The organism is Herbaspirillum aquaticum (genome assembly GCF_002213425.1).
Classification (GTDB): Bacteria; Pseudomonadota; Gammaproteobacteria; order Burkholderiales; family Burkholderiaceae_D; genus Herbaspirillum; species Herbaspirillum aquaticum.
In genome coordinates, this window is sequence record NZ_NJGV01000007.1 from 149515 (window position 1) to 175633 (window position 26119).

Below are 26119 nucleotides of genomic sequence, written 5' to 3' on the forward strand. Positions count from 1 at the left end.
AAGCGCGCACTGCATTCCTTGCCCTGCTTCATGCGATCCATGGGCTGCCGGCCGGATGTGGCCAGCAGTGCCGTTCAATGCTTGCTGCCTGCGCGCACCTGGGCTTTGTCAAACTCAGGCGAGAGCGCGCGCGGCGACGGGATGACTGTCGCCCTGGTCAAAGAAATAGCGGGAAAAATCAATCAGCAGGAAGGCCAGCAGGGACCCGAACGCAGAGCAGCGATGCAGGGCACGGCGCGCACGCACGCTGGAGGCGGTGGCGGCGCAGCGCGCCTGCGCCCAGCCGGCCGGCGTCCTGCGGTTCACATGCGATGCTGTGCCTGGATGTGCCAATGGGATGTCTCCGTTGCCTGGAGCCGCCGGCAGGTGCCATGGCGGCTGGGTCTGTGCCGTCCGTTCTGCCCTGCGGCCTGCCCCGTCCCCGACGGTGGCATGGCACGTAGAAGCGACGTGACTTGTGTAATTGGCTGCGAGTCTATTGCAGCCGGATTTGTTTGGTCAAGTGGTAATACCAGATCGCGAGAAAGCTTTTTGTCAGCATGGTGCGGCTGGCTTTTTACGTCGCCGCTGCAACATGCAGTAAAACACACTGCCAGCCTGAAAGCCAGAGCCGGCAAGGGTTTGCGACGGGCTATTAATGTTGCATGGCACCAAGGATGAATTTTTTTGATCCATTCGATTCATCCTTGACACTGCCTGGGTGATGTGAAATTCTAGCCTCCGCTGGTCAGACCACATGACCTCTGCGCGACTCATCCCAAAGCGGGGGCGCGGCCAGCAGCATGATGCAGCGTCACCGGCCCGGTCCGGATTACAAGAACAAGCAGCAAGGCATGAGACCTGCGCAACAGAGACAACACAGGAGACCAGCGGGGGGATCCCTTCCGCATGGCCAATCACTCCGGCGCTCCCCGCAGGTCAGAGAAGCGGTAACGAAAGTCCTTTGCCAAAACGTTAGCCGCACCCCATTGCGCGCAATAAGCCGCAGACGACAACGGAGGAGACCATGCAGTTGACCCGCAGAACCTTGTTCAAGACCATCCTGGCCGCCAGCGCGGCCTGCACCGTCCTGGCCGCCCCGGCGGCCTTTGCCGCCTGGCCCGAACGTCCGGTCACGCTGATCGTGCCCTGGGGCGCCGGCGGCGGTACCGATGCCACCGCCCGCATCATCGGCGCGTTGCTGGAGAAGGACCTGGGCCAGCCGGTCAACGTGGTCAATCGCACCGGCGGCAATGGTGCGGTGGGCCACCAGGCCATCGCCAGTGCCACGCCGGATGGCTACACCATCGGCATCGCTACGGTGGAGATTTCGATGATGCACCACCAGGGCCTGACCAAGCTGACCCCGCGTGACCTCACGCCCCTGGCGCTGATGAACTTCGACCCGGCCGCGCTGACCGTGAGCAACGATTCGCCCTACAAGAACTTCGACGACCTGCTCAAGGCCATCAAGGCCAATCCCGGCAAGCTCAAGGCGTCCGGCACCGGGCAGGGTGGCATCTGGCACCTGGGCCTGGCCGGCATGTTGAGCGACCTCAAGGTGGCGCCCAATGCGGTGCGCTTCGTGCCCTCCAACGGCGCTGCGCCGGCCATGGTGGACCTGGCTGCGGGTGGGGTGGACATCGTCGCAGCCTCGCTGCCGGAAGCGCGTTCGCTGATCGACGCCGGCAAGGCCACGCCATTGGTGATCATGGCCAATGAGCCGGCGGCGCTCTATCCCAAGGTGCCCACGCTCAAGAGCCTGACCGGCAGCAGCTGGACCAATGGCGCCTGGCGCGGCATCGTCGGGCCCAAGGGCTTGCCGGCCGATGTGCAGGGCAAGCTCTCGGCCAGCCTCAAGAAGATCTACGACAGCAAGGAATACAAGGACTTCATGAGCGGGCGCGGCTTCGGTACCCAGTATGCCGATGCCGCCGAGTTCGGCAAGTTCATGGACAAGAGCGACGAGGACATGGGCGCCATCCTCAAGACCCTGGGCATGGCCCGGTAAACAGCCGGAAGCAGGCTGCCGACAGGGCGGCTAACTGGCTGCCAACTGCCCTGGAGCGGGCGCATTGACGGCATGTCGATGCGCCTGCCTTGCTCCCTTCACCGTGCTCTTCGTTTCGGGACCGTTCCATGAAAATCAATGATGCCTTGTCCGGGCTGCTGATCGCTGTCCTTGCGGTGGTGCTCTGGATCGCTTCTTCCCGCCTGCCTGCGATGGGGCAGGATATCGGGCCCAATGTGTTTCCGCAGGCGCTGGCCGGCGGATTGATGATCTGCGCCGTGCTGCTGGTGTTGCGTGGCCTGCGCGGTTTGCAGCAGGCGCGGGCTGCGCGCAGTGCGCCCGGCTCGCGCATTGCCACCATCGGCGCCGATGACCAGGATGCGCGCTGGTTCACGCTGCCTGACTGGTTCCGCAGCGGGCGTGCGGTGTTGGCCTTCCTGCTGATTCCGCTGTCACTGGTGTTCTACATCCGGGTTTCGGAACCCCTGGGATTCCTGCCGACGGCCTTCGTGCTGCTGCTGGTGCTGTTCCTGACTTTCCGCACCCGCGTGATGGTGGCACTGCCGGTGGCCCTGGCCAGTGCGCTGCTGATCCACACCATCTTCTACAAACTGCTCAAGGTGCCCCTGCCCTGGGGCATCCTCACGCCCCTGGCCTGGTAAGGAGACGACATGCTTGCCAACCTCTATGCCGCACTGGCGATGGTGTTTGATCCCTACGTGCTGGCGGTGATCCTCGGTTCCTCCATCTTCGGCCTCTTCATGGGGGCGGTGCCCGGCCTGTCCGCGACCATGGCGGTAGCACTGCTGGTGCCGGTGACCTTCTTCATGCCGCCGGTACCGGCCATCGCGGCCATGGTCTCGGCTACGGCCATGGCGATCTTCTCGGGCGACATTCCCGGCTGCCTGCTGCGCATTCCCGGCACGCCCTCATCGGCTGCCTATACCGACGAAGCCTATGCCATGACCATGAAAGGGCAGGGCGAGATTGCGCTCGGCGCCAGCCTGGTGTTCTCGGTCATCGGCGGCTTGTTCGGTACCTTCGTGCTGATTTTCTCGGCACCGGCGCTGGCCGAGCTGGCGCTGAAATTCTCCTCCTTCGAATATTTCTGGCTGGTGCTGCTGGGCCTGACCTGCGCCATCTTCATCGCCTCCGACAATCCCTTGAAGGGCTTCGTCTCGCTGTTCCTGGGCATGTTCATCGCCTCCATCGGCATGGGCAACCCGGCCGGTGCGCCCCGCTTCACCTTCGACCAGCCCGACCTGCTGGGCGGGGTATCGCTGGTGCCGCTGATGGTCGGCATGTTCGCCATGTCCGAAGTGCTGCGCTTCGCGGTCTCGCGCGACTTCACCATGAAGGTCGCGGAAAGCCGCGTCGGCAACGTCTTCAAGGGCATGTGGGGGCTGATGGTCAAGTATCCGAAATCGGTCTTGCGCGGCAGCGTCCTCGGGACCCTGGTCGGTGCGCTGCCCGGCGCGGGCGCTGACATCGCGGCCTGGATGTCCTATGCGATGAGCAAGAAGATGTCCAAGGAGCCCGAGAAATTCGGCACCGGCCATCCGGAAGGCATCGTCGAATCGGGCGCGGCCAACAATTCGGCGCTGGCCGGGGCCTGGATTCCGGCACTGGTGTTCGGCATCCCGGGGGATTCGATCACCGCCATCGTCATTGGCGTGCTCTACATGAAGAACCTCAATCCGGGGCCGATGATCTTCGTCGACAACCCGGTGTCGATGTATGCCATCTTCCTGGTCTTCATCCTGGCCAACCTGCTGATGCTGCCGCTGGGCTTCTGGTGCATCAAGATGGCCAAGCGCATCCTCTCCATCCCGCGCGGCATCCTGATGCCCCTGATCCTGCTGTTCTGCGTGGTCGGCTCCTATGCGACCAACAACAGCGTCACCGACGTGGGCATCATGCTGGTGTTCGGCCTGCTGGCCTACGTGATGGAAGAGAACGGTTTCCCGGTGGCGCCGGCGGTATTGGGCGTGGTCCTGGGCGGGATGCTGGAAGAACATTTCGTGACCTCGATGATCAAGTCCGACGGCCAGTTCCTGGCCTTCTTCGAGCGCCCCATCGCCGGGACGCTGGGCGTGATCACGCTGCTGCTGTGGTTGCTGCCGCTGGTGCTCAAGCTGGTGCGCAGGAAGCCGCTGGCCCTGGCCTGAGGTGAAAAGAATTCAATCGATGATTCAAGCAAGGAAAGGTGCTTCCATGGCAATGCCCGAACGTTTCTCCGCTGACGCCCTGCGTCAGTTCGGCTCCACCCTGTTGCAGCGCGCAGGCCTCGAGGCCGACAAGGCCGACAGCGTCGCCGCCACCCTGGTCGACGGCGACCTGCTGGGCCACGACACGCATGGCCTGGCCCTGCTGGCCCCCTACGTCAAGGAACTGGAAAAGGGCAGCATGGCCAAGAGCGGCCAGCCCGAGGTGCTCTCGGAGCGTGCCGCCGCGCTGGCCTGGGATGGCCGCCGCCTGCCCGGCCCCTGGCTGGTGCACCAGGGCATCGATGCCTTGATCCCCAAGGCGCGCGACTATGGCACCGCTTCACTGACCATTCACCACAGCCATCACATCGCCTGCCTGGCCGCCTATCTGCTGCGTGCCACGCAAGAGGGCTTCATGATGATCCTGGCCAGCTCGGACCCGGCAGTGCAGAGCGTGGCGCCCTTTGGTGGGACGCAGGCGGTGTTTACGCCCAATCCGATTGCGGCCGGCATTCCCACTTCCGGCACGCCCTTCCTGGTCGACATCTCGGCCTCCATCACCACCAACGGCATGAGCAACCGCCTGCACAAGGCCGGCAAGCAGTTCGAGGAAGAATGGCTCATCGATGGCGCCGGCCATCCCAGCCGCGACCCGGCTGTGCTCGCGGCCACGCCACCGGGCACCATCCTGCCGTTGGGCGGGCTCTCGGCAGGGCACAAGGGCTTCGGCCTGGCGGTGCTGATCGAGGCGCTGACCGGCGGCCTGTCCGGTTTCGGGCGCGCCGATCCGGCAGCGGGCTGGGGGGCGACGGTGTTCATGTCGCTCTATGATCCCTCGGCCTTCGGCGGCGAGCAGGACTTCAAGCGCCAGATGGATCACATCGCCCAGGCCTGCCGCAGCAATCCTCCGCGCCCCGGCGTGGGCCAGGTGCGCATGCCCGGCGACCGTGGCATGCAGCGCCGCGCCGAGCAGCTGGCGCAAGGCGTGGCCTTGCACCCGACCATTGCGCCCATGCTGCGCGAGGCCGGTGCCGCCTACGATCTGGAGTTTCCCGCGACCCTCGGCTGAGGACCACCATGCCCATCGAAGCGATCGAACCGCAGCGCTTGTACCGGCAGATCAGCGACCAGTTGCGCAAGCTGATCGTGGAAGGGGAATTCGCCGTCGGCTCACGCCTGCCGTCCGAGCGTGAACTGTCGGTGCAGCTGGGAGTGAGCCGGCCTTCGCTGCGCGAAGCGCTCATCGCGCTGGAGGTGGAGGGCTATATCGAAGTACGCATGGGCTCGGGCATCTATGTCTGCGCGCCGCCCATGCAGCGTGAACTGCGGCACGACCTGTCGGGCGAGGAAGGACCACTGGAACTGCTGCGTGCGCGCGAAATGATCGAAGGCGAAGTGGCCTATGCCGCCGTCCAGCATGGCAGCAAGCAGCAGATTGCCGCCGTGGAGGAAGCCTATGCCCTCATGATCGCGCATACGGAGGCGGGCATCGATCCGCTGGAAGCCGACCGCCTCTTCCACATCCGCCTGGCCGAAGCCACCGGCAACAGCGTGCTGGTCGGACTGGTGACGCAGCTCTTCGATGCCCGCCTGGGGCCGCTGTTCGAGCGCCTGCACAGCCACTTCGACGGCACCCGCGTGTGGCAGGAAGCCATCGAGGAACACGGCCTCATCATGCAGGCGCTGCGCGAACGCAATCCCGAGCAGGCGCGTGCAGCCATGCGGCGACACATGGATATCGCCTTCACGCGCTACAGCGCAAACCTGATCCGGGAATACGGCAACCGCCAGCAACAGGAGAGCGCGCCGCGCAAACGGCCCGCCCGCAAGACGTCGCTTCAGTTGAAGTAGGTGCGCGCCATTTCGAAGCGGCGCGAGAAATAGGGATTGTCCATGCGCGTGATGTGCACCTTGCCATTGGTGGAGGGCGCATGCACGAAGCGGCCATCGCCGAGATAGATGCCCACGTGCGAGAAGGGACGGTTCTGGGTATTGAAGAACACCAGGTCGCCCGCGCGCAATTGGGAAGGATCGATCTGGCGGCCCTGGCGGGCGATATCGGCGGCACTGCCAGCGATGCGGTAATTGGCGGCCTGGCCGAAGATGTAGCTGACCATGCCGCTGCAATCGAGGCCGGCCGACGGATTCTTGCCGCCGAAGCGGTAGCCGGTATCGATCAGCGAGAGCGCATAGAGCGCCACTTCATTGCCATTGTCGGTGGCCGGCAGCGCCGGTGCCTGCGATTGCGGGGCACCGGGCAGCCGGGCGATGGGGGGCGCGGTCGGCGTCGTGCCGCAGGCGGCCAGCACCAGTGCCGCACACACTGCGGCCAGTGCCGACCGGGAAGAGGGTACAGCGGCCCCGTGCGTCAATGCCATCCTTGCGCGCCCCGTCATCGCTTACTTCCCGATCTTGGCCAGGACGTCTTCCAGCATGGAGAACATCTGGTCGATCTCTTCCTTGGTCACGTTCAGGGCCGGCATGAAGCGCAGCAGGTTGGGGCGCGGCGAGTTCAGCAGCAGGCCCACCGGTTCCAGGTTGCGTGCGGCTTCGACGATCTGCGGGCCGATGTCGCGACCCAGTTGCAGGGCGCGCAGCAGGCCTTCGCCACGCTCGCCTTCAAAGCCATACTTCTCGGAGATTTCCAGGGAACGCTGGCGCAGGTACTGGCCGCGCTCGCGCACCGATTCCATGAAGCCGGGTCTCAACAGTTCCTTGATCACGGCCACGCCCACGGCGGTCATCAGCGGGTTGCCGTTGTAGGTGCCGCCCTGTTCGCCGGCTTCGAAGCAGGCGATTTCTTCACGCGCCAGCAGGGCGGCCAGCGGCACGCCGCCGCCGATGCCCTTGGCCAGGGTCATGATGTCCGGTTCGATGCCGGAGTGCTGGTAGGCGAACAGCTGGCCGGTGCGGCCCATGCCGGCCTGGACTTCATCGACGATCAACAGCAGGTTCTTTTCCTTGGTCAGGCGGCGCAGGCCTTGCATGAATTCCTTGGTCGCCGGGATGACGCCGCCTTCGCCCTGTACCGGCTCCAGCATGACGGCCACGGTGTGGCTGCCGATCAGCGCTTCGACGCTGGCCAGGTCGTTCAGGATGGCCTTGGGGAAGCCCGGCACCTGCGGGGCGAACATGGTATCCCAGCCATCCTTGCCGCTGGCCGACATGGTGGCCAGGGTGCGGCCGTGGAAGCTGTGCTTGAAGGTGATGATCTCGAAGCGCGAGGAGCCATCGGCGGCCGGGTTCTTCTTGCCCCACTTGCGGGCCAGCTTGATGGCGCCTTCGTTGGCTTCGGCACCGCTGTTGGCGAAGAACACGCGGTCGAACACCGAGTTGGCCGTCAGCAGCTCGGCCAGTTCCATCGAGGGCGCGTTGTAGAAGGCCGGCGACGGGTTGATCAGCTTCTTGCTCTGGGCGTTGAGCGCGTCGGCGATACATTGCGGCGAATGGCCCAGGGTGTTCACCGCCCAGCCTTGCAGGTAGTCGAGATAGCGCTTGCCGTTATGGTCGGTCAGCCACATGCCGTGGCCTTCCGTGAAGACCAGCTCGGGGCGGTTGGTGACATACATCAGCTTGTTGGTGTCGGACTGGTTCAATTGCATCGAGAGGCTCCTGCAAGAATAGGGTGGTTGGGAGGGTGGTGCAGACCGTTGCTGACACATGAGCACTAAGCGCTAGGCGGCAGGCGCACGACAGACCCAAAATGGCGAATAAAAAAAAGCCACAGGGTTTGCCTGTGGCTTCGCGATTCGTTTCACTTCACGCGCGCAGCAGCAAACCTTTCTCAGGTTGGCTGCGGCGTCGTAAGAATGTGGCGTTGGCGATCATGCGGTGAAGTTTAGGACGTTTTGCGCAGAGCGTCAAAAAGAAATTTCCCGCCGCAGCCGCTGGCAGGCGCATCGGGCGGGCCACCGTTGCAATTTCATCGCATCTCGCCGGGCCGCGCGGCATCAGGCTTGCGCGGCATCTTCGCAAATCTGCGTGACGCCGGCATGACAGCACCGGCGCCCGCACCCGGCCCGTCAGGCGGCCGGAGTGTCCGACACGGCCTTGGCCAGGTCGGCTTCGGAAGTGAAGGAATCCGCGTAGAACTCGTCTTCCGGCAGGCCGCATTCGGCGCTGAAATCGCGCTGTGCCGATTCCACCACGACCGGTGCGCCACAGGCATAGACCTGGTGGCCCGAGAGGTCGGGGAAGTCTTCCATCACTGCGCGGTGGACGAAGCCGGTACGGCCGCTCCAGTTGTCCTCGGCCTGGGCGTTGGAGACCACCGGCACGTACTTGAAGTTGGGCAGGTCCTGCTCCCACTGCTGGCACAGGGCGTTCATGTACAGGTCCTGCGGGCGGCGGCCGCCCCAGTACAGGGTGACCGGACGCTCGGAGCCGGCATGTTCCAGTTGCTCGACGATGGCCTTGATGGGCGCAAAGCCGGTGCCCGAGGCCAGGAGGATGATGGGCTTGTCGGAGTCCTCGCGCAGGAAGAAGGTGCCCAGCGGACCTTCGATGCGCAGGATGTCGCGTTCCTTCAGGGTAGTGAAGACCTGGTCGGTGAAGAGACCGCCCGGCAGATGGCGGATGTGCAGGCTCATGTGCTCATCCTTGTGCGGGGCAGTGGCCATGCTGTAGCTGCGGCGCTTGCCGTCGCGCAGCAGGAATTCCACGTACTGGCCGGCCTTGTACTGCAGGCGGTCATTGGCCGGCAATTGCAGCGAGAGGATGATGACGTCGTCGGCCACCTTGTCCAGCTTGGCCACGCGCACCGGCAGCTTGCGCACCGGGATCTCGCCCACGCCGGCCACTTCGCGCGCCTCGATGGTGACGTCGCTGTGCGGCTTGGCCACGCAGAACAGGGCATGGCCCAGTTGCTGTTCGTGCTCCGAGAGGGCGCGTACCTGGTGCGGGCCGTGCTCGACCTGGCCCGACACCAGCTTGCCCTTGCAGGAGCCGCAGGCGCCGTTCTTGCAGCCGTAGGGCAGGCCGACACCGGCGCGGATGGCGGCGGTGAGGATGGATTCGCTGGCGTCGCAGGAGAATTGGCGACCGCTGGGCTGGACTGTGACTTGGAAACTCATACAATTCTGCTTCTGGATAAATTTGGATTGAACACCGTGAAAAAACTGGGCCTGCCCCGCGTACTGATCCTGGGCTGCGGCGATGTCGGCCTGCGGCTGGTGCCGCTGCTGCTGCCGCGCTACCGCGTACTGGCCGTGACCAGCAACCCCGAGCGCCGTGCCGAACTGCGCGCCGCCGGGGCCGTTCCCATCGTGGCCGACCTGGACGCGCCCTTGACCCTGGGCCGCCTGGCGCGCCTGGCACCGACCATCGTGCATCTGGCGCCGCCGCAGTCCGAGGGCCGCATCGACCGCCGCACTCGCAATTTGGCCGCCATTTTACCCGAGGGCGCGCGCCTGGTTTATGTCAGCACCACCGGTGTCTACGGAGATTGCGCTGGCGCAAGTTTCGATGAGACCCGGCGCGTGCGTCCGCAGAACGCCCGCGCGGTGCGCCGGGTGGACGCCGAAACGGTCCTGCGCGCCTGGGCCCGGCGCCGCCACGGCAAGCTCTCCATCCTGCGCGTGCCGGGCATCTACGCCGCCGACCGCCTGCCGCTGGAGCGCCTGCACAAGGGCCTGCCGGCCCTGGCGGCGCAGGAGGACGTGCATACCAATCACATCCACGCGGACGACCTGGCCCGCATCTGCCTGGCCGCGATGCGCGCAGGCGCGCCCAATCGCGTCTATCACGCGGTGGACGATACCGACCTCAAGATGGGCGACTACTTCGACGCCGTGGCCGATGCCGCCGGCCTGCCGCGTCCGCCGCGCCTGCCGCGCAGCGAGCTGGAACGCAGCGTCTCGCCGATGATGCTGTCCTTCATGTCGGAATCGCGCCGCCTCCACAATGTCCGCATCAAGGAAGAGCTGGGCGTGCGGCTGCATTATCCCGAGGTGCAGAGCCTGTTGGCCCAGTGGCGCGAACAAAGGCTGACGAAGGGCTGACGCCTTTATGCGTTTTGCCCACCTTTCTTATTCGAAATACGAATAAGCATACGATTTTTAAGTAGTTGTTTTGCATAGCCGGCCTTAGTACAGTGCATGCCTGACTAAAAGGGGGAGGCTGCACGGCCGGGTCCGGGCGGATGGACGCACGGATGAACCGACCTGCATCGGGTCCCCTTCCACTATCCCTTGCGCGCGGCCCGTCCGCGGACCACATGAAGCTATCTTTCAACACCGTCGCCAAGCGTTTCGGCGACCTGCACGTGATCGAGGAATTCACCCGCGAGATCGCCTCCGGTGAGCTGGTCGCGCTGGTCGGCCCGTCCGGTTGCGGCAAGTCCACGCTGCTGCACATGGCCGCCGGCCTGGAAAAGCCCAGCAGCGGCACCGTGTCCGCCGACGGCCAGGCCATCCGCGGACCGCATCCCGAGCGCACCCTGATGTTCCAGGAAAACGCGCTCTACCCATGGCTGACGCTGCAGCAGAACGTGGCGCTGGCACTGGAATTCCAGAATGTCGACAAGAAGAAAGCCGCCGACCAGGCCCGCGTCTGGCTGGAGAACGTCAAGCTCAAGGGTTTCGAAAACTATTATCCGCACCAGGTCTCCGGCGGCATGCGCCAGCGCGCGGCCCTGGCGCGTGCCTTCATCTCGCAACCCAAGGCGCTGCTGCTGGACGAACCCTTCGGTGCGCTCGATGCGCTCACCCGCATGACCCTGCAGGATGCCCTGCGCGACCTGATCCGGCAGCAGGGCCCGACCGTGGTGCTGGTGACGCACGATGTGGATGAGGCGCTGTTCCTGGCCGACCGCATCTTCGTGTTCAGCCCGCGTCCGGCCAAGGTCTTGAAGGAATTCAATCTCGTGCATCACGAAAAGACGCACGACCTGTCCGAATTCGCGGCCACCCGCCGCGAAATCCTTTGTCTGCTGGGCATCCACGCCGAGCAGGACGAATTTGCAAAAAACCTGGAAGGGGTAGGAGTATGAAACTCGCACGCATCCTGGCACCGGCCATTACCGCCGCGGCCCTGGCTTTCTCCGGCAACGCCTTTGCCCTGGAAAAATTCAAGATCGGCTACCTGCGCGTCATGGACGATGCCCAGGCCATGGCCGCCTATGAAGCGGGCCTCTACAAGAAATACGGCCTGGATGTGGAACTGATCGAATTCAAGTCCGGCACCGACCTGGTCAAGGCCATCGTAGGCGGCCAGCTCGACAGCGGCGTGTTCGGCTTCTCCAATGCCGTGGCCTGGGCCTCCAAGGGGGCGGACCTGAAGGTGGTCGGCGGCGCGCAGCTGGGCTATCACGCCCTGGTGGCGCGCGAGGATTCCGGCATCAACAAGGTGGCTGACCTGAAGGGCAAGACCCTGGCCTCGCAAGCCGAAGGCAGCACCGCCGACACCGTGCTCAAGGGCGTGGTGCTGCGCGATGCGGGCGTGAAGCCCGATGACGTCAACGTCATGGGCGTCTCGCCCCAGGTGGCGGTGCAGTCGCTGGTGGGCAAGCGCGTCGATGCGGCCTTCCTGTTCGAGCCGCAGGCGCGCATCGCGCAACTGATCGCGCCGGTCAAGCAGGTCTATGAAATCGGTGAAGTCTGGCCCTTCCCCTGCATGGTCGTCATCACTTCCGGCGAGACCCTGAAGAAGAAGCGCGATGCCGTCTGGAAGTCGCTGGATGCGCAACGCGACGCCATCACCCTGCTGCAGAAGAAGCCTGCCGAAGCCTCCAAGCTGATCGCCGGCTACTTCATCGCCGAGCCGACCCTGAAGACCCTGAAGCATGGCGAGATGCTGCGCGAAGACGTCATCCGCGATGCCATCAAGAGCCAGACCTTCACGCCCAAGATCAGCAAGAAGGACCAGGACCGCATGCAGGAAATCGCCGATATCCTGCAATCGCAAGGTTCGCTCAAGACCCGCGATGGCAAGCCCTTCGATGTGAACTCCATCACCGACCTGTCGTGGCAGAACGCGCGCAAGCTGTGATGCGGCACTGCGCCTGACCGATTCATCTTGTTTTCACCCTGGCCGGACCGTGTCCGGCCATTGTCTTTCCTGTCCTTATGAGCTCACAGCGTCGCGTTACCGGACTCCGCAAGAAACTGGCCATGCTGCTGGCCATCGTCTTCATCCTTTTGATGTGGCAGATCGCGGCCTGGTCGCTGCCGTCCTTCCTGATGCCGGGCGTGCCCGAGGTGGCCGCGCGGCTGGTGGAGGAAGTGCAGTCCGGCAGTTTCCGCACGGCCCTCTTCGGCAGTCTCTATCGCCTGGGCCTGGGCTATGGCTCGGCGCTGGTGCTGGGCATCGGTTTCGGCCTGATCGGGGCGGTGCTGTTCTTCTTCCGTGAAGTGCTGAAGTCGGCCATCGTGATCCTGCAATCGATTCCCTCCATTGCCTGGGTGCCGCTGTTCCTGATCCTGATGGGATTCGGCAACCTGCCCATCGTGGTGGTGGTGGCCATTGCTGCTTTCTTCCCGGCCGCACTCTCGGTCATGAATGCCACCGAGAGCGTGCAGCAGGTGCATGTCTCGGCGGCCCGCGTGATGGGGGCCTCGCGCCTGTCCATGCTGCGCCGGGTGTACCTGCCGGCGGTGATGCCGGAACTCATCACCGGGGCCCAGCTGGCTTTCGGCAATGCCTGGCGCGCGCTGATCTCCGCTGAAATGCTGGTCGGTTTCGGCAAGGGCCTGGGCCGCACGCTGGCCTACTCGGGCGAGACGGCCGACATGATCGGCGTGATGGCCAACATCCTCACCATCGCCATCCTGGCCGCGCTGATCGACCAGGTGATCCTGGAAAACCTCAAGCACCGCCTGCTCAAGTACCAGTACGTCTGACCTGATGCCTTCCATGCGCACCCTCGTTCGCTTCACCTTGCTGGCATCGGCCTGCCTGTTCCTGGGGGCTGCGCAGGCCGGCGTACTCGATGACGCACGCCGCAGTGACACCGTGCGCATCGGGCTGGACCACGTGCCGCCGGTCTACAAGGGCGGCATGAAATTCCGTACCCCGGAAAACATCGCCATCGTGCCGGCCGAGGACCTGGCCGCGCAATGGAAGCTCAAGGCCGATCTCCAGCCCACTACGCAAGATCGCGCCGCATTGAAGGGCGTGCGTCCTGATGTGATGCTCACGCGCATCGATGTCGCCCAGGCGGGCGCGGCCGATGTGATCACGGTCCCCACTGGCTACAGCGCCGGCGGCATGGCCATCATGCGCACCGATACCACCATCCGTAAATGGGAAGACATAAAAGGCCGCACCGTCTGCGTCTCCGCCGGGTCGCCCTATGTCGGCACCCTCAGCGCGCGCTATGCCGCCATCGAGAAAGTGATGCCGGCCCCGGCCGATTCCCTGCTGGCCGTGCGCATCGGCCAGTGCGATGCGGCCGTGCATGACGACACGCTCATGAAGGCGTTGCTGAAACTGCCCGAATGGAAGAAGTTCTCCGCCCAGCTGCCGCCGGTGAGCCGCCAGGCGCTGGTGCTGCAGGTGCGCGGCAACGATCCGGCCGACCTGGCCGCCGCACGGCAACTGGCGGCGCGATGGAACGATGCGTTCTGGGACAAGGCCATCAAGAAGTGGGTCAACAACGTGGCCTTCGAGGTCTACCTCGACCAGAACGTGCCGGATTGCCACTGAGGCCTCTTGCCTGCGTGGCAAGGAAGTTGCCTCGACGATATCGATCCGGCGCGATTTCTTGACGGGCGCGCAAGCCGCTTCGTTCCGAGCGCACAAAAATCCCGCCATTTCAGGATTTTCCTTGTGGCAGAGCGCGGCAATGGGCGTAACATAGACGGCATTCATTCCACTGGCAGGCACATCTTGTCGCTGCCGGTTGTCATTCCTCAGCCTTCGTTTCAAAGGGAGCCCATCATGGCCATGGACATTTCCTCTGCCGTCAACGGCGTCGTCTCCGACCCCAACAACAACGCACCGACCACTGGCAAGGCTAACGATCCGGTGGCTGTGCGCCGTGCTGAAGAAGCCGCCGCCGCCCTGAAGGCCGAGCAGCGCCGCCTGGAAGAAATCCAGGCCGATGAAACCCGCGCCGAAAATGCCCGCCAGGAACGCAATCGCCGCGAGCAGGCTTCGCGCAATGCGACCGGCGAGATCATTGGTACCACGGTCAATTCGGTAGCCTGATTTCTGTTTTGCCGGCCAGGTGAATTGGCCGCTCATTGGTCAATTTATGGCCAATGAATGGCCAATGAATGGCCAATGAATGGCCAATTCCGGATTCTTAACCTGGATTCAACAAAGCCCGCAACGCCCGGTACAAGGGCGTTGCGGGCTTTGTCGCTGTGGCGGCAGGCGCCCCGGATCAGTGATTCTGCCCCGGCCCGTTCAATGAGCCCAGCAACCAGGTCTCGGCCATGTCGATCTGGTTGATGAGCATCAGGAAAGTCTCGTCATTGATGCGCTGTTCAGCGCGCAGGTAATGCACTTCCAGCCGCTCGGCGCGGATCGCCTCCAGCCGGAGTTCACGCTCGAACTGCTTGAAGCGGTTGGCGGCGCGCTGGGTTTCTTCCGAATCACTCTCCGCATTCATGCGCATGCGATAGGTCGCCAGCAGGCTGCCGCTAACTTCCATCAACAACGCCAGATCGGATTCATCAAGATTGACGCCGATGCGTTCCTGCGCCTCCTCGATGGTGCGCACGGCCGCCTCCGACAGGCGCAGGCGCGCCATCATTTCTTCGGCGCGGCGGCGCTTGACCTCGGCGTCCAGCTGCAGGTCCTTGAGCATCCATGGCAGCAGGAAACTGCCGAACAGCAGCGAGCACAGGATCACGCCGGTGGCCAGGAAGATCAGCAGGTCGCGCGCCGGGAAGGGCGTATGTTCCTTCAGCAGCAGCGGGATCGACATCACACCGGCCAGCGTAATGGCCCCGCGCACGCCGGAAAGCGCCGTGATGCTGATGAGCCGCAAATCGAACTTGCGGTTGCGCCCGCTCTGGCCACGCAGGGCGGAGGCGAAACGGCGCATGCGCAGGTTGATCCAGACCCACACGAAGCGCAGCACGATCAGCGCCACCGTGATCGCCAGGATGTAGACGAACAGATGCCACACCGGCACATTGCCTGCCATCTGCGCATCCACGTGGGCCAGGCTGACGATGCCCGGCAATTGCAGGCCCAGCAGCAGGAAGGACATGCCGTTGAAGACGAATTCCAGCATGGTCATGATGCTGCGGCCCTGCAGCCGCGTGGCCGCCGATTCGCCACCGGCCGTCTCCAGGTAGGGCATCAGCATGCCCGCCGCTACCGCCGCCAGAATGCCGGACAAACCAAAGTGTTCGGCAAAGATGTAGGCCGTGAAGGGGATCAGCAACAGCAGCACCACCTGGATGCCCGGCTCGTCACCGGCCCACTCGATGATCTTGCGGCGGATCAGGCCGAAGCCCCAGGCCACGATCAGCCCCACGGCAATGCCGCCGGCGGCGATCAGCACGAAGGAAATGCTGGCGTCCAGCAGCGAGAAGGTGCCGGTGATGACGGCTGCGATCGCGAACTTGAAGGCCACCAGGCCGGACGCATCATTCATCAGCGCCTCGCCCTCCAGTACGTGCTGCATCGAGGCCGGCAGCCGGCCCTTGCCGACGATGGACGAGACCGCCACCGCATCGGTGGGCGAGAGCACCGCCGCCAGCGCAAAGGCCGAGGGCAGCGAGATGACCGGAATCATCCAGTGGATGAAGTAACCCACGCCCACCACCGTGAACATCACCAGGCCCAGGGCCAGCGCCAGGATGGGGCGCGCCAGGCGGAAGAATTCGCGTTTGGGCATGCGCCAGCCATCGGTGAAGAGCAGCGGCGGGATGAACAGCAGCAGGAACAGTTCCGGATCGAAGCTGATGCGCAGGCCGAACATGGGCATGGCCAGCACCGCACCCAAAGCGATCTGGAACAGCGGCAGCGGCAGCTTGAAAGGAGCCAGCCGCGCGACCACGCCGGAGACAGCGACGGCCAACAGCAGGATCAGGACGGTGAAGACGATTTCCATGAGGCAGCAGGTGATGTTCTTGTGATGAGGCGCGGGTGGGTCAGACCGGCAGGGCTGCACGGAGTTGCAGGCGCGTTGCAATGAGTTGCAACAAGCTTGCAAGTATACGGTACCTGCGCGAAGCAAGCTCAGCAACGGCGCGGCAGCCTGGTGCCACTGCGTCCGGCAGCGGCGGGCAAAAACGACGATGCCGGCACAAGGCCGGCATCGGGGAACGCGGAGAGGGCAGGCGGTGCTTACTTGCCGGCCTTGGCCAGATAGCGTGCGCGCCAGGGTTTCAAGACCATCAGCGCCAGACAGGCAGTGAGGATGTCCAGCGTAATGGCCGTCCCGAAGACCGGATGCCAGCTACCGGTCTTCTCATGCATCATGGCCGCCAGCGGGCCGCCGAAGATCGAGCCGATGCCTTGCGAGATGTAGAGCCAGCCATAGTTGGCGGTGGCGTTGCGGGTGCCGAAAGTATTGGTCAAGGTGGAGGGGAAGAGCGAGAAGATCTCGCCCCAGCCAAAGAAGACGATGCCCGACAGCAGCACGAACAGCACCGCATTCTCGCGCGTGGCCAGCCACAGGGCCATGGCCACGCCTTCCAGGGCGAAGGCGAAGAACATGGTGTTCTCGCGGCCGTAACGGTCCGAGATCCAGCCGAAGAAGGGGCGCGTCAGGCCATTGGTGAGGCGGTCGATGGTCAGCGCCAGCGGCAGCGCCGCCAGTCCGAACACCATCACGTTGGCCACGCCGAAGTCACGCGCGAAGGTGGCCATCTGCGAGGTCACCATCAGGCCCGAGGTCGACATCATGGTCATCATCACGAACATGAGCCAGAACAGGGGCGTACGCAGCATCTGGCGCGGCGCCAGGTCGAGCTTGCTGGCGGCAATGGCCGGCGCCGGCATGGCGGCCGCATGGCTGGCGTCAGGCGAGCGCAGCGCCTGGGCGGCCAGCACGCCGATCACGGCAAACACCAGGCCGAATTGCCAGAGCGTGGTTTCCAGTCCGGCGCTGGCCAGCGAGGCCGAAATCGGGAAGGTGGTCAGGATCGCGCCCATCCCGTAACCGGCCGCCACCATGCCCACCGCAAAGCCGCGGCGGTCCGGGAACCAGCGCACCATCTGGCCGACCACGCCGACATAGACGATGCCGGTACCGAGCCCGCCCACCAGGCCATAGGCCAGGTAGAACATGCCGATGGTGGAGGCTTGCGCCGCCAGGACCCACGACAGGCCTGACATGAAGGTGCCGATGGCGATCAGGCGGCGCGCGCCGAAGCGCTCGATCAGGCTGCCCTGGAAGGGCGAGAAGAAGGTCTGCAGCACGATCAGCATCGAGAAGGTGATCTGCAGTTCCGACAGCGGCACGCCCAGCTTGGCCGTGAGCGGCTTGGTGAACAAGGTCCACACGTATTGCGGACTGGAGATGGCCATCATGCAGATCAGGCCGATCAACAGCTGGAACCAGCGGTTGCGCAGCAAGCCCTGCGCGCTCGCGGGGGCGGTTTGGGTGAGGGTGGTCATGCGTTTCTCCTGTACAGAAAGCCAGAGTGGGACGGCCAGCCTTGCCGGATCGGCAGGATGCCGCTGGACTGAATTTATGTATGCATAAATCCTGCCAGCCACAAAAGCAGCTTTCGTGCCATTTGCTTCAAGGCAAATCCGGCACAGGAAAATCGGTGCAATTCTTCTTCGGGAGCTTAAAAATCGGCCTGCGACCCGCAGTTCAGGCGCAAAGCTTCACTTCTTCAGCCAAAACGCTTGCGCCGGGTGGGTGTCGCTGCCGGTGCGTTGCCCGGCGCCGGTGCAGCCTGCACCGACTCGGCGCGCACCTGTTCGAGGCGGGCGATGGTGAGGCGTTCGACCACGGTGTGGCTGTCTTCGATATGACGTGCGATGAGCTCACCGGCCTGCTCGGCATCGCTGCGGGCGATGGCGTCGAGGATGGCGCGGTGTTCGGCGTAGGTGTCATCGATGCAGTCGCCATAGGCGAAGTCCAGGCGCCGCATGATGCGCAGCTGGTTGGCCAGCTGGCGGTAGACGGTATCGGCCTCGGGGTTGCCCGCCGCCTGCACCAGCGCGCAGTGGAAGGCTTCGTCCAGGGCCGCCACGGCCAGCCCGTCGGGCAGGCGGTCGCTGGGGGCGCACTGCCAGATCGCGCCTTGTTCGGCCACCAGCTGCTGGCGCACGGCCGGGGCGATGCGCGGGGAGCACAGCTTGCGTACGGCGTGCAGCTCCAGCATCTCGCGCAGTTCGTAGAGGGAGGCAAAGCGTGCCAGGTCGATCGGCACCACTTCCCAGCCATTGCGGAAGTGGCCGCGCACCAGGCCTTCGCTCTGCAGGCGCATGAGCGCCTCGCGCACCGGCGTGCGCGAGACCTGCAGCCGCTCGGCCACATCGTTCTCGGCAAAGCGGTCGCCGGGCAGCAGGCGGAAGGCGTAGATGTCATCGCGCAGGCTGGCATAGACCGTGTCGGTGAGCTTGCCGGCACGGCGGGTGGCGAGATCGGCGGGCGCTTGGCTGGACGTCATGAAGGAGGCGGCTGGGCGGGTGGACGGGGTTGGCGGCTATCTTAACGCGGGCATGGGGGCGGATGGAAGCTGCCCTAGCGCTTGCCCAGCACGGTAATACGCGGCTTGGGCGAAGGTTCTGCCAGCTCACGCGCAATGAAATCGACAAAGCTGCGCACCCGCGTCGACAGCTGCTGGCGCTGCGAATACACCGCAAAGATATCCGCATTGGGCGTCTGCCATCCCGGCAGCACCTGCACCAGCCGCCCCTGTTCCAGGTAGCTGCGGATATCCCACTCGGCGCGCATGAGGATGCCGTGCCCGTCCAGCGCCCACTTCACCGCGATCTCGCCATCATTGGTGGTGAGGTTGCCGCGGATCTTGACCGTCTCGGTCTTGCGCGAAACACCGCTGCCCGAGGACAGCTTCCACACCCCATAAGCCTCATCGCCCTGGCGGATGCCCACGCAATTGTGTTTGGAGAGATCATGCGGCGTCTGCGGCATGCCCCTGCGCCTGAGATAGTCAGGCGACGCACACAGCAACCGCGCATTGGACGCCAGCCGCCGCGCGACCACCCTGGTATCGGGCGGCTCGCCGAAGCGGATGCAGACATCGAAGCTGTCCTCGGTCAGCGGCGGCGGCATCACCGACAACTGCAACTGCACCGATACCTGCGGATGGCGCGTGACGAATTTGGAAATCACCGGGGCCACATGGCTGCGCCCGAAGCCCAGCGTGGCATTGACCCGCAGCAGGCCTTCCGGGCGGCGCTTGGAGCTGCCCAGCAGTTCGGACAATTCATCGATCTGGTCGAGGATGCGGCGCGCGTGTTCCAGATAGAGCTCGCCCTCGGGCGTCAACATCATGCGGCGCGTGGTGCGGTTCACCAGCGGCACGCCGGCACGTGCTTCCATCTGCGTGAGGTGCTTGCTGACCGCCGCCGTGGTCAGCCCCAGCTCACGCCCGGCCGCAGAGAGGCTGCCGGCCATGGCCAGAACGGAAAAGAAACGCAGGTCGGCGGGAAGGACGGTGTCCTGCATGAGACCTCGCAAGGGAAACAAGAAACGGATTGTTGAATCCAGGTTAAGAATGCTTTAAGTCTAGCACCGGTTCCTATCCTTTCAGTATGGGTAAAGTAGCCTGCATGCAAAGACGCGGCGCATGCCGTCATTTTGCGAGACCCCACACTGCATCTCATCAAGAAAGGCTGGAGACATGAAGACCTATCGCATCGCCACCATCCCCGGCGACGGCATCGGCAAGGAAGTCATTCCTGCGGGCCGCCAGTTGCTGCAAGCCCTGGCCGCCGCCCGTGCCGACCTCGCCTTCGACTTCGAGGACTTCGGCTGGGGTGGCGACTACTACCGCCAGCACGGCGTGATGATGCCCGCCGATGGCCTCGATGCCCTGCGCGACAAGGACGCCATCCTGTTCGGCTCGGCCGGGGATCCGCTTATTCCGGACCACGTGACCCTGTGGGGCCTGCGCCTGAAGATCTGCCAGGGCTTCGACCAGTACGCCAACGTGCGCCCCACGCGCATCCTGCCTGGCATCGATGCGCCCCTCAAACGCTGTCGTGCCGAAGACCTGAACTGGGTCATCGTGCGCGAGAATTCCGAAGGCGAATACGCCGGTGTCGGCGGCCGCGTGCACCAGGGCCATCCCATCGAAGCGGCCACCGATGTCTCGATGATGACCCGCGCCGGGGTCGAGCGCATCATGCGCTTCGCGTTCAAGCTGGCGCAGTCGCGTCCGCGCAAGTTGTTGACGGTCGTCACCAAGAGCAATGCCCAGCGCCATGCGATGGTGATGTGGGACGAGATCGCGGTGCAGGTTGCCAAGGAATTCCCGGACGTGAAGTGGGACAAGGAGCTGGTCGACGCCGCCACCGCGCGCATGGTCAACCGTCCCGCCACGCTGGACACCATCGTGGCCACCAACCTGCATGCCGACATCCTCTCCGACCTGGCCGCTGCGCTGGCGGGCAGCCTGGGCATTGCGCCCACCGGCAACATCGATCCGGAGCGCCGCTACCCGTCCATGTTCGAACCCATCCACGGCTCGGCCTTCGACATCATGGGCAAGGGCCTGGCCAATCCGGTGGGAACCTTCTGGTCGGTGGTGATGCTGCTGGAACACCTGGGCGAGCACGATGCGGCGGCGCAGGTGATGCAGGCCATTGAAGCGGTCACGGCCGATCCGGCGCTGCATACCGGGGACTTGGGCGGCAAGGCGACTACGGTGCAGGTGACTGAGGCGGTGTGCGGTTTCGTTGCCAAGGCGGCACGGGTGCATCAAGCGGCTTGAGCGATGTGTCTTGCATGAAAAAGGCCGGCGAGATGCCGGCCTTTTTCGTTGAGGCGCTGAGCGCAGCCGCGCGCTGTCAGCGCGGGGAGAGTTTCGCCACCATGGCAGCCATCAGCACTGCCAGCAGCGCGATCCCCGCCGCGAGATAGCCCACCTGACCCGCGCCCCATGACGACAGCGCCGCACCACCTACGGCGGCACCGAGCGCGATGCCGCCATTGGCGGCCGACACGTTGAGCGTACCGGCCAGCGCCTGCGCACCCGAGGCGGCCTTCATCACTCGGATCTGGCAGATCGGATAGAGCGCCGTATTGGCGATGCCCCATACCGCCAGTGCCAGCGCAAAGGCCCAGCCCGCCTGGCTCAACAGCATGCTGCCCGCCATGCCCAGCGCGAGGATCGTGCAGAAGAGGGCGGTGGTGGCGAGCGGCTTCTGATCCACCCACAGCCCGCCCAGCCAGTTGCCGACCAGGCCAACCGCTCCGAAGCCCATCAGCCACCAGCCCACTTGCGCGGGCGCGATGCCGGCCGATTTCTCCAGCATCTCGGCCAGGTAGGTATAGCCGGTGAACATGGCCGTGAAGACCAGCACCGACAGCGCCACGTTGGCAAGGAAGAAGCGGCTCTTCAGGATGCGTGCCTGCGCCGCCATGCCGCCGCTGGATGCGGTGCGCACGCGCGGCACGAAGCCGGCGATCATCGCGGCCACCAGCAATGACAGCAGCGCCAGCAGGCCGAAGGCGGCACGCCAGCCCACGGCCTCTGATACCAGTGTGCCCAGCGGAATGCCGAACAGCATGGCCGCCGAGATGCCCAGATAGACCGTCGACACCGCACGTCCGCTTTTTTGCGGCCCGGCGATTTGTGCTGCGGTCTCGCTGGCCGTGCCCCAGAACACCGGCAATGCCAGCGCCGGCACCAGGCGTGCGACGGCCAGCACCCAGATGTTCCAGGCGACGGCGGCCAGCGCATTCGAGAGCGCAAAGATCACCAGGATGGCGATGAAGAGGCGCTTGCGTTCCAGATGCGCCAGGCTCGCCGTGAGCAGCGGGCCGCACAGCATCACCACGACGGCAAAGAGCGTGACCAGCTGGCCCGCAGTGGCCACGCTGATGCGCAGGTCGCGCGCCAGTGCGGGCAGCAGGCCAACGATCAGGAATTCAGTGGTCACGATGACGAAGGCAGCCACCGCGAGAATGGCGATGGAGGCACTGCCGCCGCTTGCCTCTTGTGCAGGCTGGGGGCGTGTGCGCGCATCGGCGCTGGGGGCAGCTGGCATGGGAAAGACTCCGTTTTGAACAGGGGCCCGCCATGGTATGTGAGAAAGAAATTCCACTGTTGGATATAAAATCGTCCATTAGATAGAAAAATATTCCATCTTTGGGAGTGCAAGATGTCACCACTGGAAAGGTTGAAAGGACTGGAGACCTTTGTCGCCGTCGTCGAAGCCGGGAGCTTCACGGCAGCGGCCGAGCGCCTGCATCTCACCAATTCAGCGGTAGGCAAGGCCGTGGCGCGGCTGGAGGAGCGGTTGAAGCGTCCGCTGTTGCAGCGGGGCCGGCGGCGCGTCGAGTTGACCGATGCGGGCGATGCGTTCTACCAGGTCTGCGTGCGCGTGCTGGATGAGTTGAAGAGCGCCGAGGACATGCTGGCCTCGGATGAGATTGCGCCCTCGGGACGGCTGCGCGTGGACATGCCAGCCACCTTTGGCCGCCTGCGCGGGATGGCTTCGCTACTGGCCTTTGCGGAGAAGCATCCGCAGGTCACGCCGCAGGTGTCCTTCACGGATCGTTTTGTGGATCTGGTGGAAGAGGGGCTTGATGTGGTGGTCCGCATCGGTGGTGGCGATGTCTGGCCGGCCACGCTGGGTTACACCTGTCTCGGTCATGAAGAACTGGTGTTCTGCGCGGCGCCGTCCTACCTTGCTCGCCGTGGCGAGCCGCGCACGCTGCAGGAATTGCAGGCACATGATGCGGTGCTGTATGCGCGCGCGGATGGCAGCAGCAGCCCGTGGCTCATCAAGGAGGGCGACCAGCCGGTGGTGCGGCAGCATTTGGAAGGGCGCATCATCCTCGGCCAGGCCGAGGCGCAGGTAGCGGCGGTGCAGGCGGGTTTGGGCGTTGCGCAACTGGCGACCTGGGTGGTGGAGCAGGCCTTGCGCGAGGGCAGTCTGGTGGCTATCCTGCCTGCGCATGTGACGCAGGGCTTGCCTCTGCATATCGTGTGGCAGCGCAGCCGGGAGCATTCGGCCAAGGTGCGGGCGGTGGTGGGGCATTTTGAGAGGACGTTGGGGATAGGCGCGGCGCTGGCGAGCTGACTGTGCTTCAATGTCGCTCTCTGCGGTTGGGGAAACATTTTCTGTTTTGTATGGGGTTTCTCATCGATCGTTCAGCCCGAGCATCATGACTACCGCGCATCTTTCTCATTTCATCGTATCCATTGAAGACAGCGCGCTTGCGCCGTGGGCAAGCCTTGCTCCCTGGCAGCTGACTGCGCAAAGCGAGGCCATCGTCTGCCAGATGCTGCCGACGCTCGATGCATCGCAGTTCAGAATCGATGGCGAGGTGGCCATACACCGCACGGCGGTGATTGAACAGGGCGTGACGCTGAAGGGACCGCTGATCGTCGGGCCCGGCGTGTTCGTCGGGGCGCATGCCTACTTTCGTGGCGGATGCTGGATCGCTGAGGGATGCAGCATCGGGCCGGGTTGCGAACTGAAATCCTCCTTCCTGTTTGCACAAGCACGGCTGGCGCATTTCAATTTTGTCGGGGATACCGTCGTCGGCCGACATGTCAATCTGGAAGCAGGCAGCATCGTCTGCAATCATCGCAACGAGCGTGATGACAAGATGGTGCGGGTCCGCATCGACGGCAAGCTGGTCAGCACGGGCGTCAACAAATTCGGTGCCGTACTTGGCGATGGCTGCCGAGTGGGCGCCAATGCGGTGATCGCGCCCGGGGCCTTGCTTGCACGCGGGACCATCATTGCGCGGACGGCGTTGCGGGATGATGAGTTGGATGCGGCCCGGCTCGCACCGGCTCTCGATCCTGTCGCCATGAGGAACGCATGACGCTCCATCTGCATTTTCTCGATGCGCGTGCAAGCCTGACGCCCTTGTGCGCATGGATAAGCGATGCACTGCTGCAGACGCATGCCAAGGCTGCGCAGCTGTTGCCCTTGCAGCCGCTGGATGTGGTCATACAGACCGGGAAACAGGTGGTGCCGGAGAAGGGGTGCTGGGATATGCCCCGCGCCCCGGGCTCATCCACCTCACCATCGATCCCGGTCATCCCGCGCTGCTGGCCAATGCACAGTCTTCGCTGAAACGCATGTTCGCCCACGAATTGCATCATGCCGCGCGCTGGGATGGTCCCGGGTACGGGGCGACATTGGGCGAGGCGCTGGTGTCGGAGGGGCTGGCGGGACACTTCGCACAAGAGCTCCTGGGTGGGGATCCGGAGCCCTGGGAAACGCTGGATATTCTGAGCATGAGCGAGACCATCGCGCTGGCGCAGCAGATGTGGAGTCGCGACGATCATGATCACGGGGCCTGGTTCTTCGGGACCGGAGTGTTGCCGCGATGGGTGGGTTATTCGCTGGGTTATCAGATGGTGGGCTGGTATGTCAGGCAAGGCGAGAGGCGGACCGCTTCCGGCATGGTTGCGCTGGAGGCCGAGGCATTGCGTAACATGCTGGCGGAAATGCTCGCGCTTGCCCAAGGGCGGGATCGGTGAACCGGATTTGAATTGATATGAAGGAGCGCAAGCAAATTGCGCACGGTATCATTCTCCTTTTTCAAGTATCAACGAGGAGTCGTGATTTGAAACCACGCGCCAATCTGGCCATCGCAGTCATTGCGTTGGCCATCATGGTTGTCTTCGCTTACCGAAGCTTCACACGTCAGCCGGCAAAGATCTCGCCAACGCCCACTGCAGAAAGCTGTACGCCGGAAGCGATTCGAAAAGTCAGCGACGTTTTGGAACGATCGATCTTGTCATCACGTTGCGCCAAGAAAGAATAATCGGGGTGAATGCGGCTCCAGTAGGTGTAAACAGTCTTCTAATTTCAATATGGTCAAGCTCGGTGAGTTGGTAAGCGCCGGGAGTACCACCAATACGCCTCTCTCTTGCTATGCGCCGGCCAGAACAGCTAAATTTGATTTCATTGGATAGCAACTGGGTCCATCGCACGCCCTACCCACCGTTGGGCTTCATTCCTTTTTCTGACTACGCATTGGGTAACGGTGACACCTTCGGTCTGTATTGGCCGATTGGGCGCGAATCACTGGAACCCATCGTCGTTGAGACCTGGCACGATTCCTGGACGATACAACCGGTCGGTTCTTCTCTTGCTGCGTTTCTGCGCGTGGTTCAGTCCGCTACTGAGGAATACCCGGAGCCACCGACAGTAATGGAGGATCCCGACTCTCCCTTCGCCTGCTTCGTCGCTGCAAAAGAGGCGCAGCAGGTTGAGGGCGCCATCGCACTTCTGGAACGCGCCACAACCATCTTGCCGGAATATACCGATGCCCTGTCTTTGCTGTGGGCCCAATACGTTCGAGCTGGTCGTATCGAAGATGCCATCGTGACCGCACTGCACGCGATCATTTCTCCTCCCAGTTTTGGTACGCGACCGTTGAAGGCCTTGCGCTGGCTTTGCGGGAGGGAGTCAATACCGCCCTTGTTGGCGGAGGATCCGATCTGGCTTGCCAGAAAGGAGCTCACACTCTCTTTCGGGGGAAAGAAGGAGAATGCAGATTTCCCCGTTCTGCTGAATGCCATTCAACGCTATCTGGATCAATCAGAATTCGTTCGTGCTTCGACCTTGATGCAGACCTACGCCGAGCTTATGTGGCGCGAAACCGTTTCATTCCGGGAGCGCTATGGATTTATTGCTGCTGAGTTCATTGCATGGCAGATTGAGGTTGGCGAAAAATATGCAATGGGATCACGGTCCGTTCAAATGCCAGAGTCGTAGCAGAGATAGACGAGTATCAAAATGCGTGACTGAATCACTGATTCTTGCGGTCATGATTATTATCCCGAGGGCGGAGCGATCTTCACAGATACCCTGCAGAAGCTGAGGCCATTGCGTTGGCGGCGCATGA

26 protein-coding genes are annotated in these 26119 nt (G+C 63.9%); 17 read left to right on the forward strand and 9 right to left on the reverse strand.

The window, feature by feature from the left end; translation table 11 throughout:
* Positions 1-114: 114 nt before the first annotated feature.
* Positions 115-306, reverse strand: coding sequence for a hypothetical protein (locus tag CEJ45_RS09520; RefSeq protein ID WP_008330970.1), 192 nt, complete (start codon positions 304-306; stop codon positions 115-117).
* Positions 307-1006: 700 nt separating this feature from the next.
* Here CEJ45_RS09520 and CEJ45_RS09525 point away from each other — a divergent pair.
* From CEJ45_RS09525 to CEJ45_RS09545, 5 genes are all read left to right on the forward strand, one after another.
* Positions 1007-1990, forward strand: coding sequence for a Bug family tripartite tricarboxylate transporter substrate binding protein (locus CEJ45_RS09525; RefSeq protein ID WP_088754899.1), 984 nt, complete (start codon positions 1007-1009; stop codon positions 1988-1990).
* A gap of 128 nt (positions 1991-2118) precedes the next feature.
* On the forward strand, positions 2119-2652 hold the full coding sequence (locus tag CEJ45_RS09530; protein ID WP_088754900.1) for a tripartite tricarboxylate transporter TctB family protein: 534 nt from the start codon (positions 2119-2121) through the stop codon (positions 2650-2652).
* Positions 2653-2661: 9 nt separating this feature from the next.
* Entirely contained in the window at positions 2662-4158 is a 1497-nt protein-coding gene (locus CEJ45_RS09535) for a tripartite tricarboxylate transporter permease (protein ID WP_088754901.1), read from the forward strand.
* Between the two features lie 46 nt (positions 4159-4204).
* Positions 4205-5266 carry an Ldh family oxidoreductase gene (locus CEJ45_RS09540; protein ID WP_088754902.1) on the forward strand — a complete coding sequence of 354 codons (1062 nt, stop codon included), beginning with the start codon at positions 4205-4207 and terminating at the stop codon, positions 5264-5266.
* 8 nt (positions 5267-5274) lie between these two features.
* Complete coding sequence (locus CEJ45_RS09545) at positions 5275-6048, forward strand: FadR/GntR family transcriptional regulator (RefSeq protein ID WP_088754903.1); 774 nt, start codon at positions 5275-5277, stop codon at positions 6046-6048.
* On the opposite strand, the gene CEJ45_RS09550 is transcribed toward CEJ45_RS09545, so the two are convergent.
* The 3 genes from CEJ45_RS09550 to CEJ45_RS09560 form a co-directional block, all read right to left on the reverse strand.
* Positions 6036-6575, reverse strand: coding sequence for a C40 family peptidase (locus tag CEJ45_RS09550; RefSeq protein ID WP_167386291.1), 540 nt, complete (start codon positions 6573-6575; stop codon positions 6036-6038). The genes CEJ45_RS09545 and CEJ45_RS09550 overlap by 13 nt on opposite strands.
* 21 nt (positions 6576-6596) lie before the next feature.
* Positions 6597-7799, reverse strand: a complete 1203-nt coding sequence (locus tag CEJ45_RS09555; protein ID WP_088754905.1) for an acetylornithine transaminase — start codon at positions 7797-7799, stop codon at positions 6597-6599.
* 420 nt (positions 7800-8219) lie between these two features.
* Complete coding sequence (locus CEJ45_RS09560) at positions 8220-9269, reverse strand: CDP-6-deoxy-delta-3,4-glucoseen reductase (RefSeq protein ID WP_088754906.1); 1050 nt, start codon at positions 9267-9269, stop codon at positions 8220-8222.
* 36 nt (positions 9270-9305) lie between these two features.
* Between CEJ45_RS09560 and CEJ45_RS09565 the strand changes: the two genes are divergently transcribed.
* From CEJ45_RS09565 to CEJ45_RS09590, 6 genes are all read left to right on the forward strand, one after another.
* Entirely contained in the window at positions 9306-10196 is an 891-nt protein-coding gene (locus tag CEJ45_RS09565; protein WP_088754997.1) for an NAD-dependent epimerase/dehydratase family protein, read from the forward strand.
* Between the two features lie 215 nt (positions 10197-10411).
* On the forward strand, positions 10412-11185 hold the full coding sequence (locus CEJ45_RS09570) for an ABC transporter ATP-binding protein (RefSeq protein ID WP_088754907.1): 774 nt from the start codon (positions 10412-10414) through the stop codon (positions 11183-11185).
* Positions 11182-12183 (forward strand): ABC transporter substrate-binding protein, encoded by a 1002-nt coding sequence (locus CEJ45_RS09575; protein ID WP_088754908.1) that lies wholly within the window; start codon positions 11182-11184, stop codon positions 12181-12183. Before CEJ45_RS09570 ends, CEJ45_RS09575 begins: the two co-directional genes overlap by 4 nt.
* 77 nt (positions 12184-12260) lie before the next feature.
* Positions 12261-13034 (forward strand): ABC transporter permease, encoded by a 774-nt coding sequence (locus CEJ45_RS09580; RefSeq protein ID WP_088754909.1) that lies wholly within the window; start codon positions 12261-12263, stop codon positions 13032-13034.
* Positions 13035-13047: 13 nt separating this feature from the next.
* Complete coding sequence (locus CEJ45_RS09585; protein WP_088754998.1) at positions 13048-13839, forward strand: transporter substrate-binding domain-containing protein; 792 nt, start codon at positions 13048-13050, stop codon at positions 13837-13839.
* 234 nt (positions 13840-14073) lie between these two features.
* Complete coding sequence (locus tag CEJ45_RS09590) at positions 14074-14343, forward strand: hypothetical protein (RefSeq protein ID WP_088754910.1); 270 nt, start codon at positions 14074-14076, stop codon at positions 14341-14343.
* Positions 14344-14521: 178 nt separating this feature from the next.
* Here the strand turns inward: CEJ45_RS09590 and CEJ45_RS09595 are convergent, their stop codons facing one another.
* The 4 genes from CEJ45_RS09595 to CEJ45_RS09610 form a co-directional block, all read right to left on the reverse strand.
* Positions 14522-16204 carry a Na+/H+ antiporter gene (locus tag CEJ45_RS09595; RefSeq protein ID WP_088754911.1) on the reverse strand — a complete coding sequence of 561 codons (1683 nt, stop codon included), beginning with the start codon at positions 16202-16204 and terminating at the stop codon, positions 14522-14524.
* Between the two features lie 236 nt (positions 16205-16440).
* Positions 16441-17715, reverse strand: coding sequence for an oxalate/formate MFS antiporter (gene oxlT, locus CEJ45_RS09600; protein ID WP_088754912.1), 1275 nt, complete (start codon positions 17713-17715; stop codon positions 16441-16443).
* Between the two features lie 224 nt (positions 17716-17939).
* Positions 17940-18722: a GntR family transcriptional regulator gene (locus tag CEJ45_RS09605; RefSeq protein WP_088754913.1), complete on the reverse strand. Its 783-nt coding sequence runs from the start codon at positions 18720-18722 to the stop codon at positions 17940-17942.
* 74 nt (positions 18723-18796) lie between these two features.
* The gene (locus CEJ45_RS09610) at positions 18797-19744 is read right to left on the reverse strand and encodes a LysR family transcriptional regulator (RefSeq protein WP_088754914.1); all 948 of its coding nucleotides are present in this window, start codon (positions 19742-19744) and stop codon (positions 18797-18799) included.
* 175 nt (positions 19745-19919) lie between these two features.
* Between CEJ45_RS09610 and CEJ45_RS09615 the strand changes: the two genes are divergently transcribed.
* Positions 19920-21011: a tartrate dehydrogenase gene (locus CEJ45_RS09615; RefSeq protein WP_088754915.1), complete on the forward strand. Its 1092-nt coding sequence runs from the start codon at positions 19920-19922 to the stop codon at positions 21009-21011.
* Positions 21012-21087: 76 nt separating this feature from the next.
* On the opposite strand, the gene CEJ45_RS09620 is transcribed toward CEJ45_RS09615, so the two are convergent.
* The gene (locus CEJ45_RS09620) at positions 21088-22290 is read right to left on the reverse strand and encodes an MFS transporter (RefSeq protein ID WP_088754916.1); all 1203 of its coding nucleotides are present in this window, start codon (positions 22288-22290) and stop codon (positions 21088-21090) included.
* Positions 22291-22404: 114 nt separating this feature from the next.
* Here CEJ45_RS09620 and CEJ45_RS09625 point away from each other — a divergent pair, with 114 nt between their 5' ends.
* From CEJ45_RS09625 to CEJ45_RS09640, 5 genes are all read left to right on the forward strand, one after another.
* Positions 22405-23328, forward strand: a complete 924-nt coding sequence (locus CEJ45_RS09625; protein ID WP_088754917.1) for a LysR family transcriptional regulator — start codon at positions 22405-22407, stop codon at positions 23326-23328.
* An 85-nt stretch (positions 23329-23413) separates the two neighbouring features.
* On the forward strand, positions 23414-24082 hold the full coding sequence (locus CEJ45_RS09630; RefSeq protein ID WP_088754918.1) for an LbetaH domain-containing protein: 669 nt from the start codon (positions 23414-23416) through the stop codon (positions 24080-24082).
* A gap of 163 nt (positions 24083-24245) precedes the next feature.
* On the forward strand, positions 24246-24746 hold the full coding sequence (locus tag CEJ45_RS09635; protein WP_206601741.1) for a DUF2268 domain-containing putative Zn-dependent protease: 501 nt from the start codon (positions 24246-24248) through the stop codon (positions 24744-24746).
* A 17-nt stretch (positions 24747-24763) separates the two neighbouring features.
* On the forward strand, positions 24764-25033 hold the full coding sequence (gene trbK / locus CEJ45_RS24525; protein WP_141106983.1) for an entry exclusion lipoprotein TrbK: 270 nt from the start codon (positions 24764-24766) through the stop codon (positions 25031-25033).
* Between the two features lie 134 nt (positions 25034-25167).
* Entirely contained in the window at positions 25168-25989 is an 822-nt protein-coding gene (locus CEJ45_RS09640; RefSeq protein WP_141106984.1) for a tetratricopeptide repeat protein, read from the forward strand.
* Positions 25990-26119 lie beyond the last annotated feature (130 nt).

Excerpts from the sequence above, each read along its gene's own strand:
- CEJ45_RS09525 (WP_088754899.1), top strand. The coding sequence starts at position 1,007 with ATGCAGTTGACCCGCAGAACCTTGTTCAAGACCATCCTGGCCGCCAGC.
- CEJ45_RS09530 (WP_088754900.1), top strand. The coding sequence starts at position 2,119 with ATGAAAATCAATGATGCCTTGTCCGGGCTGCTGATCGCTGTCCTTGCG.
- CEJ45_RS09535 (WP_088754901.1), top strand. The coding sequence starts at position 2,662 with ATGCTTGCCAACCTCTATGCCGCACTGGCGATGGTGTTTGATCCCTAC.
- CEJ45_RS09540 (WP_088754902.1), top strand. The coding sequence starts at position 4,205 with ATGGCAATGCCCGAACGTTTCTCCGCTGACGCCCTGCGTCAGTTCGGC.
- CEJ45_RS09545 (WP_088754903.1), top strand. The coding sequence starts at position 5,275 with ATGCCCATCGAAGCGATCGAACCGCAGCGCTTGTACCGGCAGATCAGC.
- CEJ45_RS09550 (WP_167386291.1), bottom strand. The coding sequence starts at position 6,575 with ATGGCATTGACGCACGGGGCCGCTGTACCCTCTTCCCGGTCGGCACTG.
- CEJ45_RS09555 (WP_088754905.1), bottom strand. The coding sequence starts at position 7,799 with ATGCAATTGAACCAGTCCGACACCAACAAGCTGATGTATGTCACCAAC.
- CEJ45_RS09560 (WP_088754906.1), bottom strand. The coding sequence starts at position 9,269 with ATGAGTTTCCAAGTCACAGTCCAGCCCAGCGGTCGCCAATTCTCCTGC.
- CEJ45_RS09570 (WP_088754907.1), top strand. The coding sequence starts at position 10,412 with ATGAAGCTATCTTTCAACACCGTCGCCAAGCGTTTCGGCGACCTGCAC.
- CEJ45_RS09575 (WP_088754908.1), top strand. The coding sequence starts at position 11,182 with ATGAAACTCGCACGCATCCTGGCACCGGCCATTACCGCCGCGGCCCTG.
- CEJ45_RS09580 (WP_088754909.1), top strand. The coding sequence starts at position 12,261 with ATGAGCTCACAGCGTCGCGTTACCGGACTCCGCAAGAAACTGGCCATG.
- CEJ45_RS09585 (WP_088754998.1), top strand. The coding sequence starts at position 13,048 with ATGCGCACCCTCGTTCGCTTCACCTTGCTGGCATCGGCCTGCCTGTTC.
- CEJ45_RS09590 (WP_088754910.1), top strand. The coding sequence starts at position 14,074 with ATGGCCATGGACATTTCCTCTGCCGTCAACGGCGTCGTCTCCGACCCC.
- CEJ45_RS09595 (WP_088754911.1), bottom strand. The coding sequence starts at position 16,204 with ATGGAAATCGTCTTCACCGTCCTGATCCTGCTGTTGGCCGTCGCTGTC.
- oxlT (WP_088754912.1), bottom strand. The coding sequence starts at position 17,715 with ATGACCACCCTCACCCAAACCGCCCCCGCGAGCGCGCAGGGCTTGCTG.
- CEJ45_RS09605 (WP_088754913.1), bottom strand. The coding sequence starts at position 18,722 with ATGACGTCCAGCCAAGCGCCCGCCGATCTCGCCACCCGCCGTGCCGGC.
- CEJ45_RS09610 (WP_088754914.1), bottom strand. The coding sequence starts at position 19,744 with ATGCAGGACACCGTCCTTCCCGCCGACCTGCGTTTCTTTTCCGTTCTG.
- CEJ45_RS09615 (WP_088754915.1), top strand. The coding sequence starts at position 19,920 with ATGAAGACCTATCGCATCGCCACCATCCCCGGCGACGGCATCGGCAAG.
- CEJ45_RS09620 (WP_088754916.1), bottom strand. The coding sequence starts at position 22,290 with ATGCCAGCTGCCCCCAGCGCCGATGCGCGCACACGCCCCCAGCCTGCA.
- CEJ45_RS09625 (WP_088754917.1), top strand. The coding sequence starts at position 22,405 with ATGTCACCACTGGAAAGGTTGAAAGGACTGGAGACCTTTGTCGCCGTC.
- CEJ45_RS09630 (WP_088754918.1), top strand. The coding sequence starts at position 23,414 with ATGACTACCGCGCATCTTTCTCATTTCATCGTATCCATTGAAGACAGC.
- trbK (WP_141106983.1), top strand. The coding sequence starts at position 24,764 with ATGAAGGAGCGCAAGCAAATTGCGCACGGTATCATTCTCCTTTTTCAA.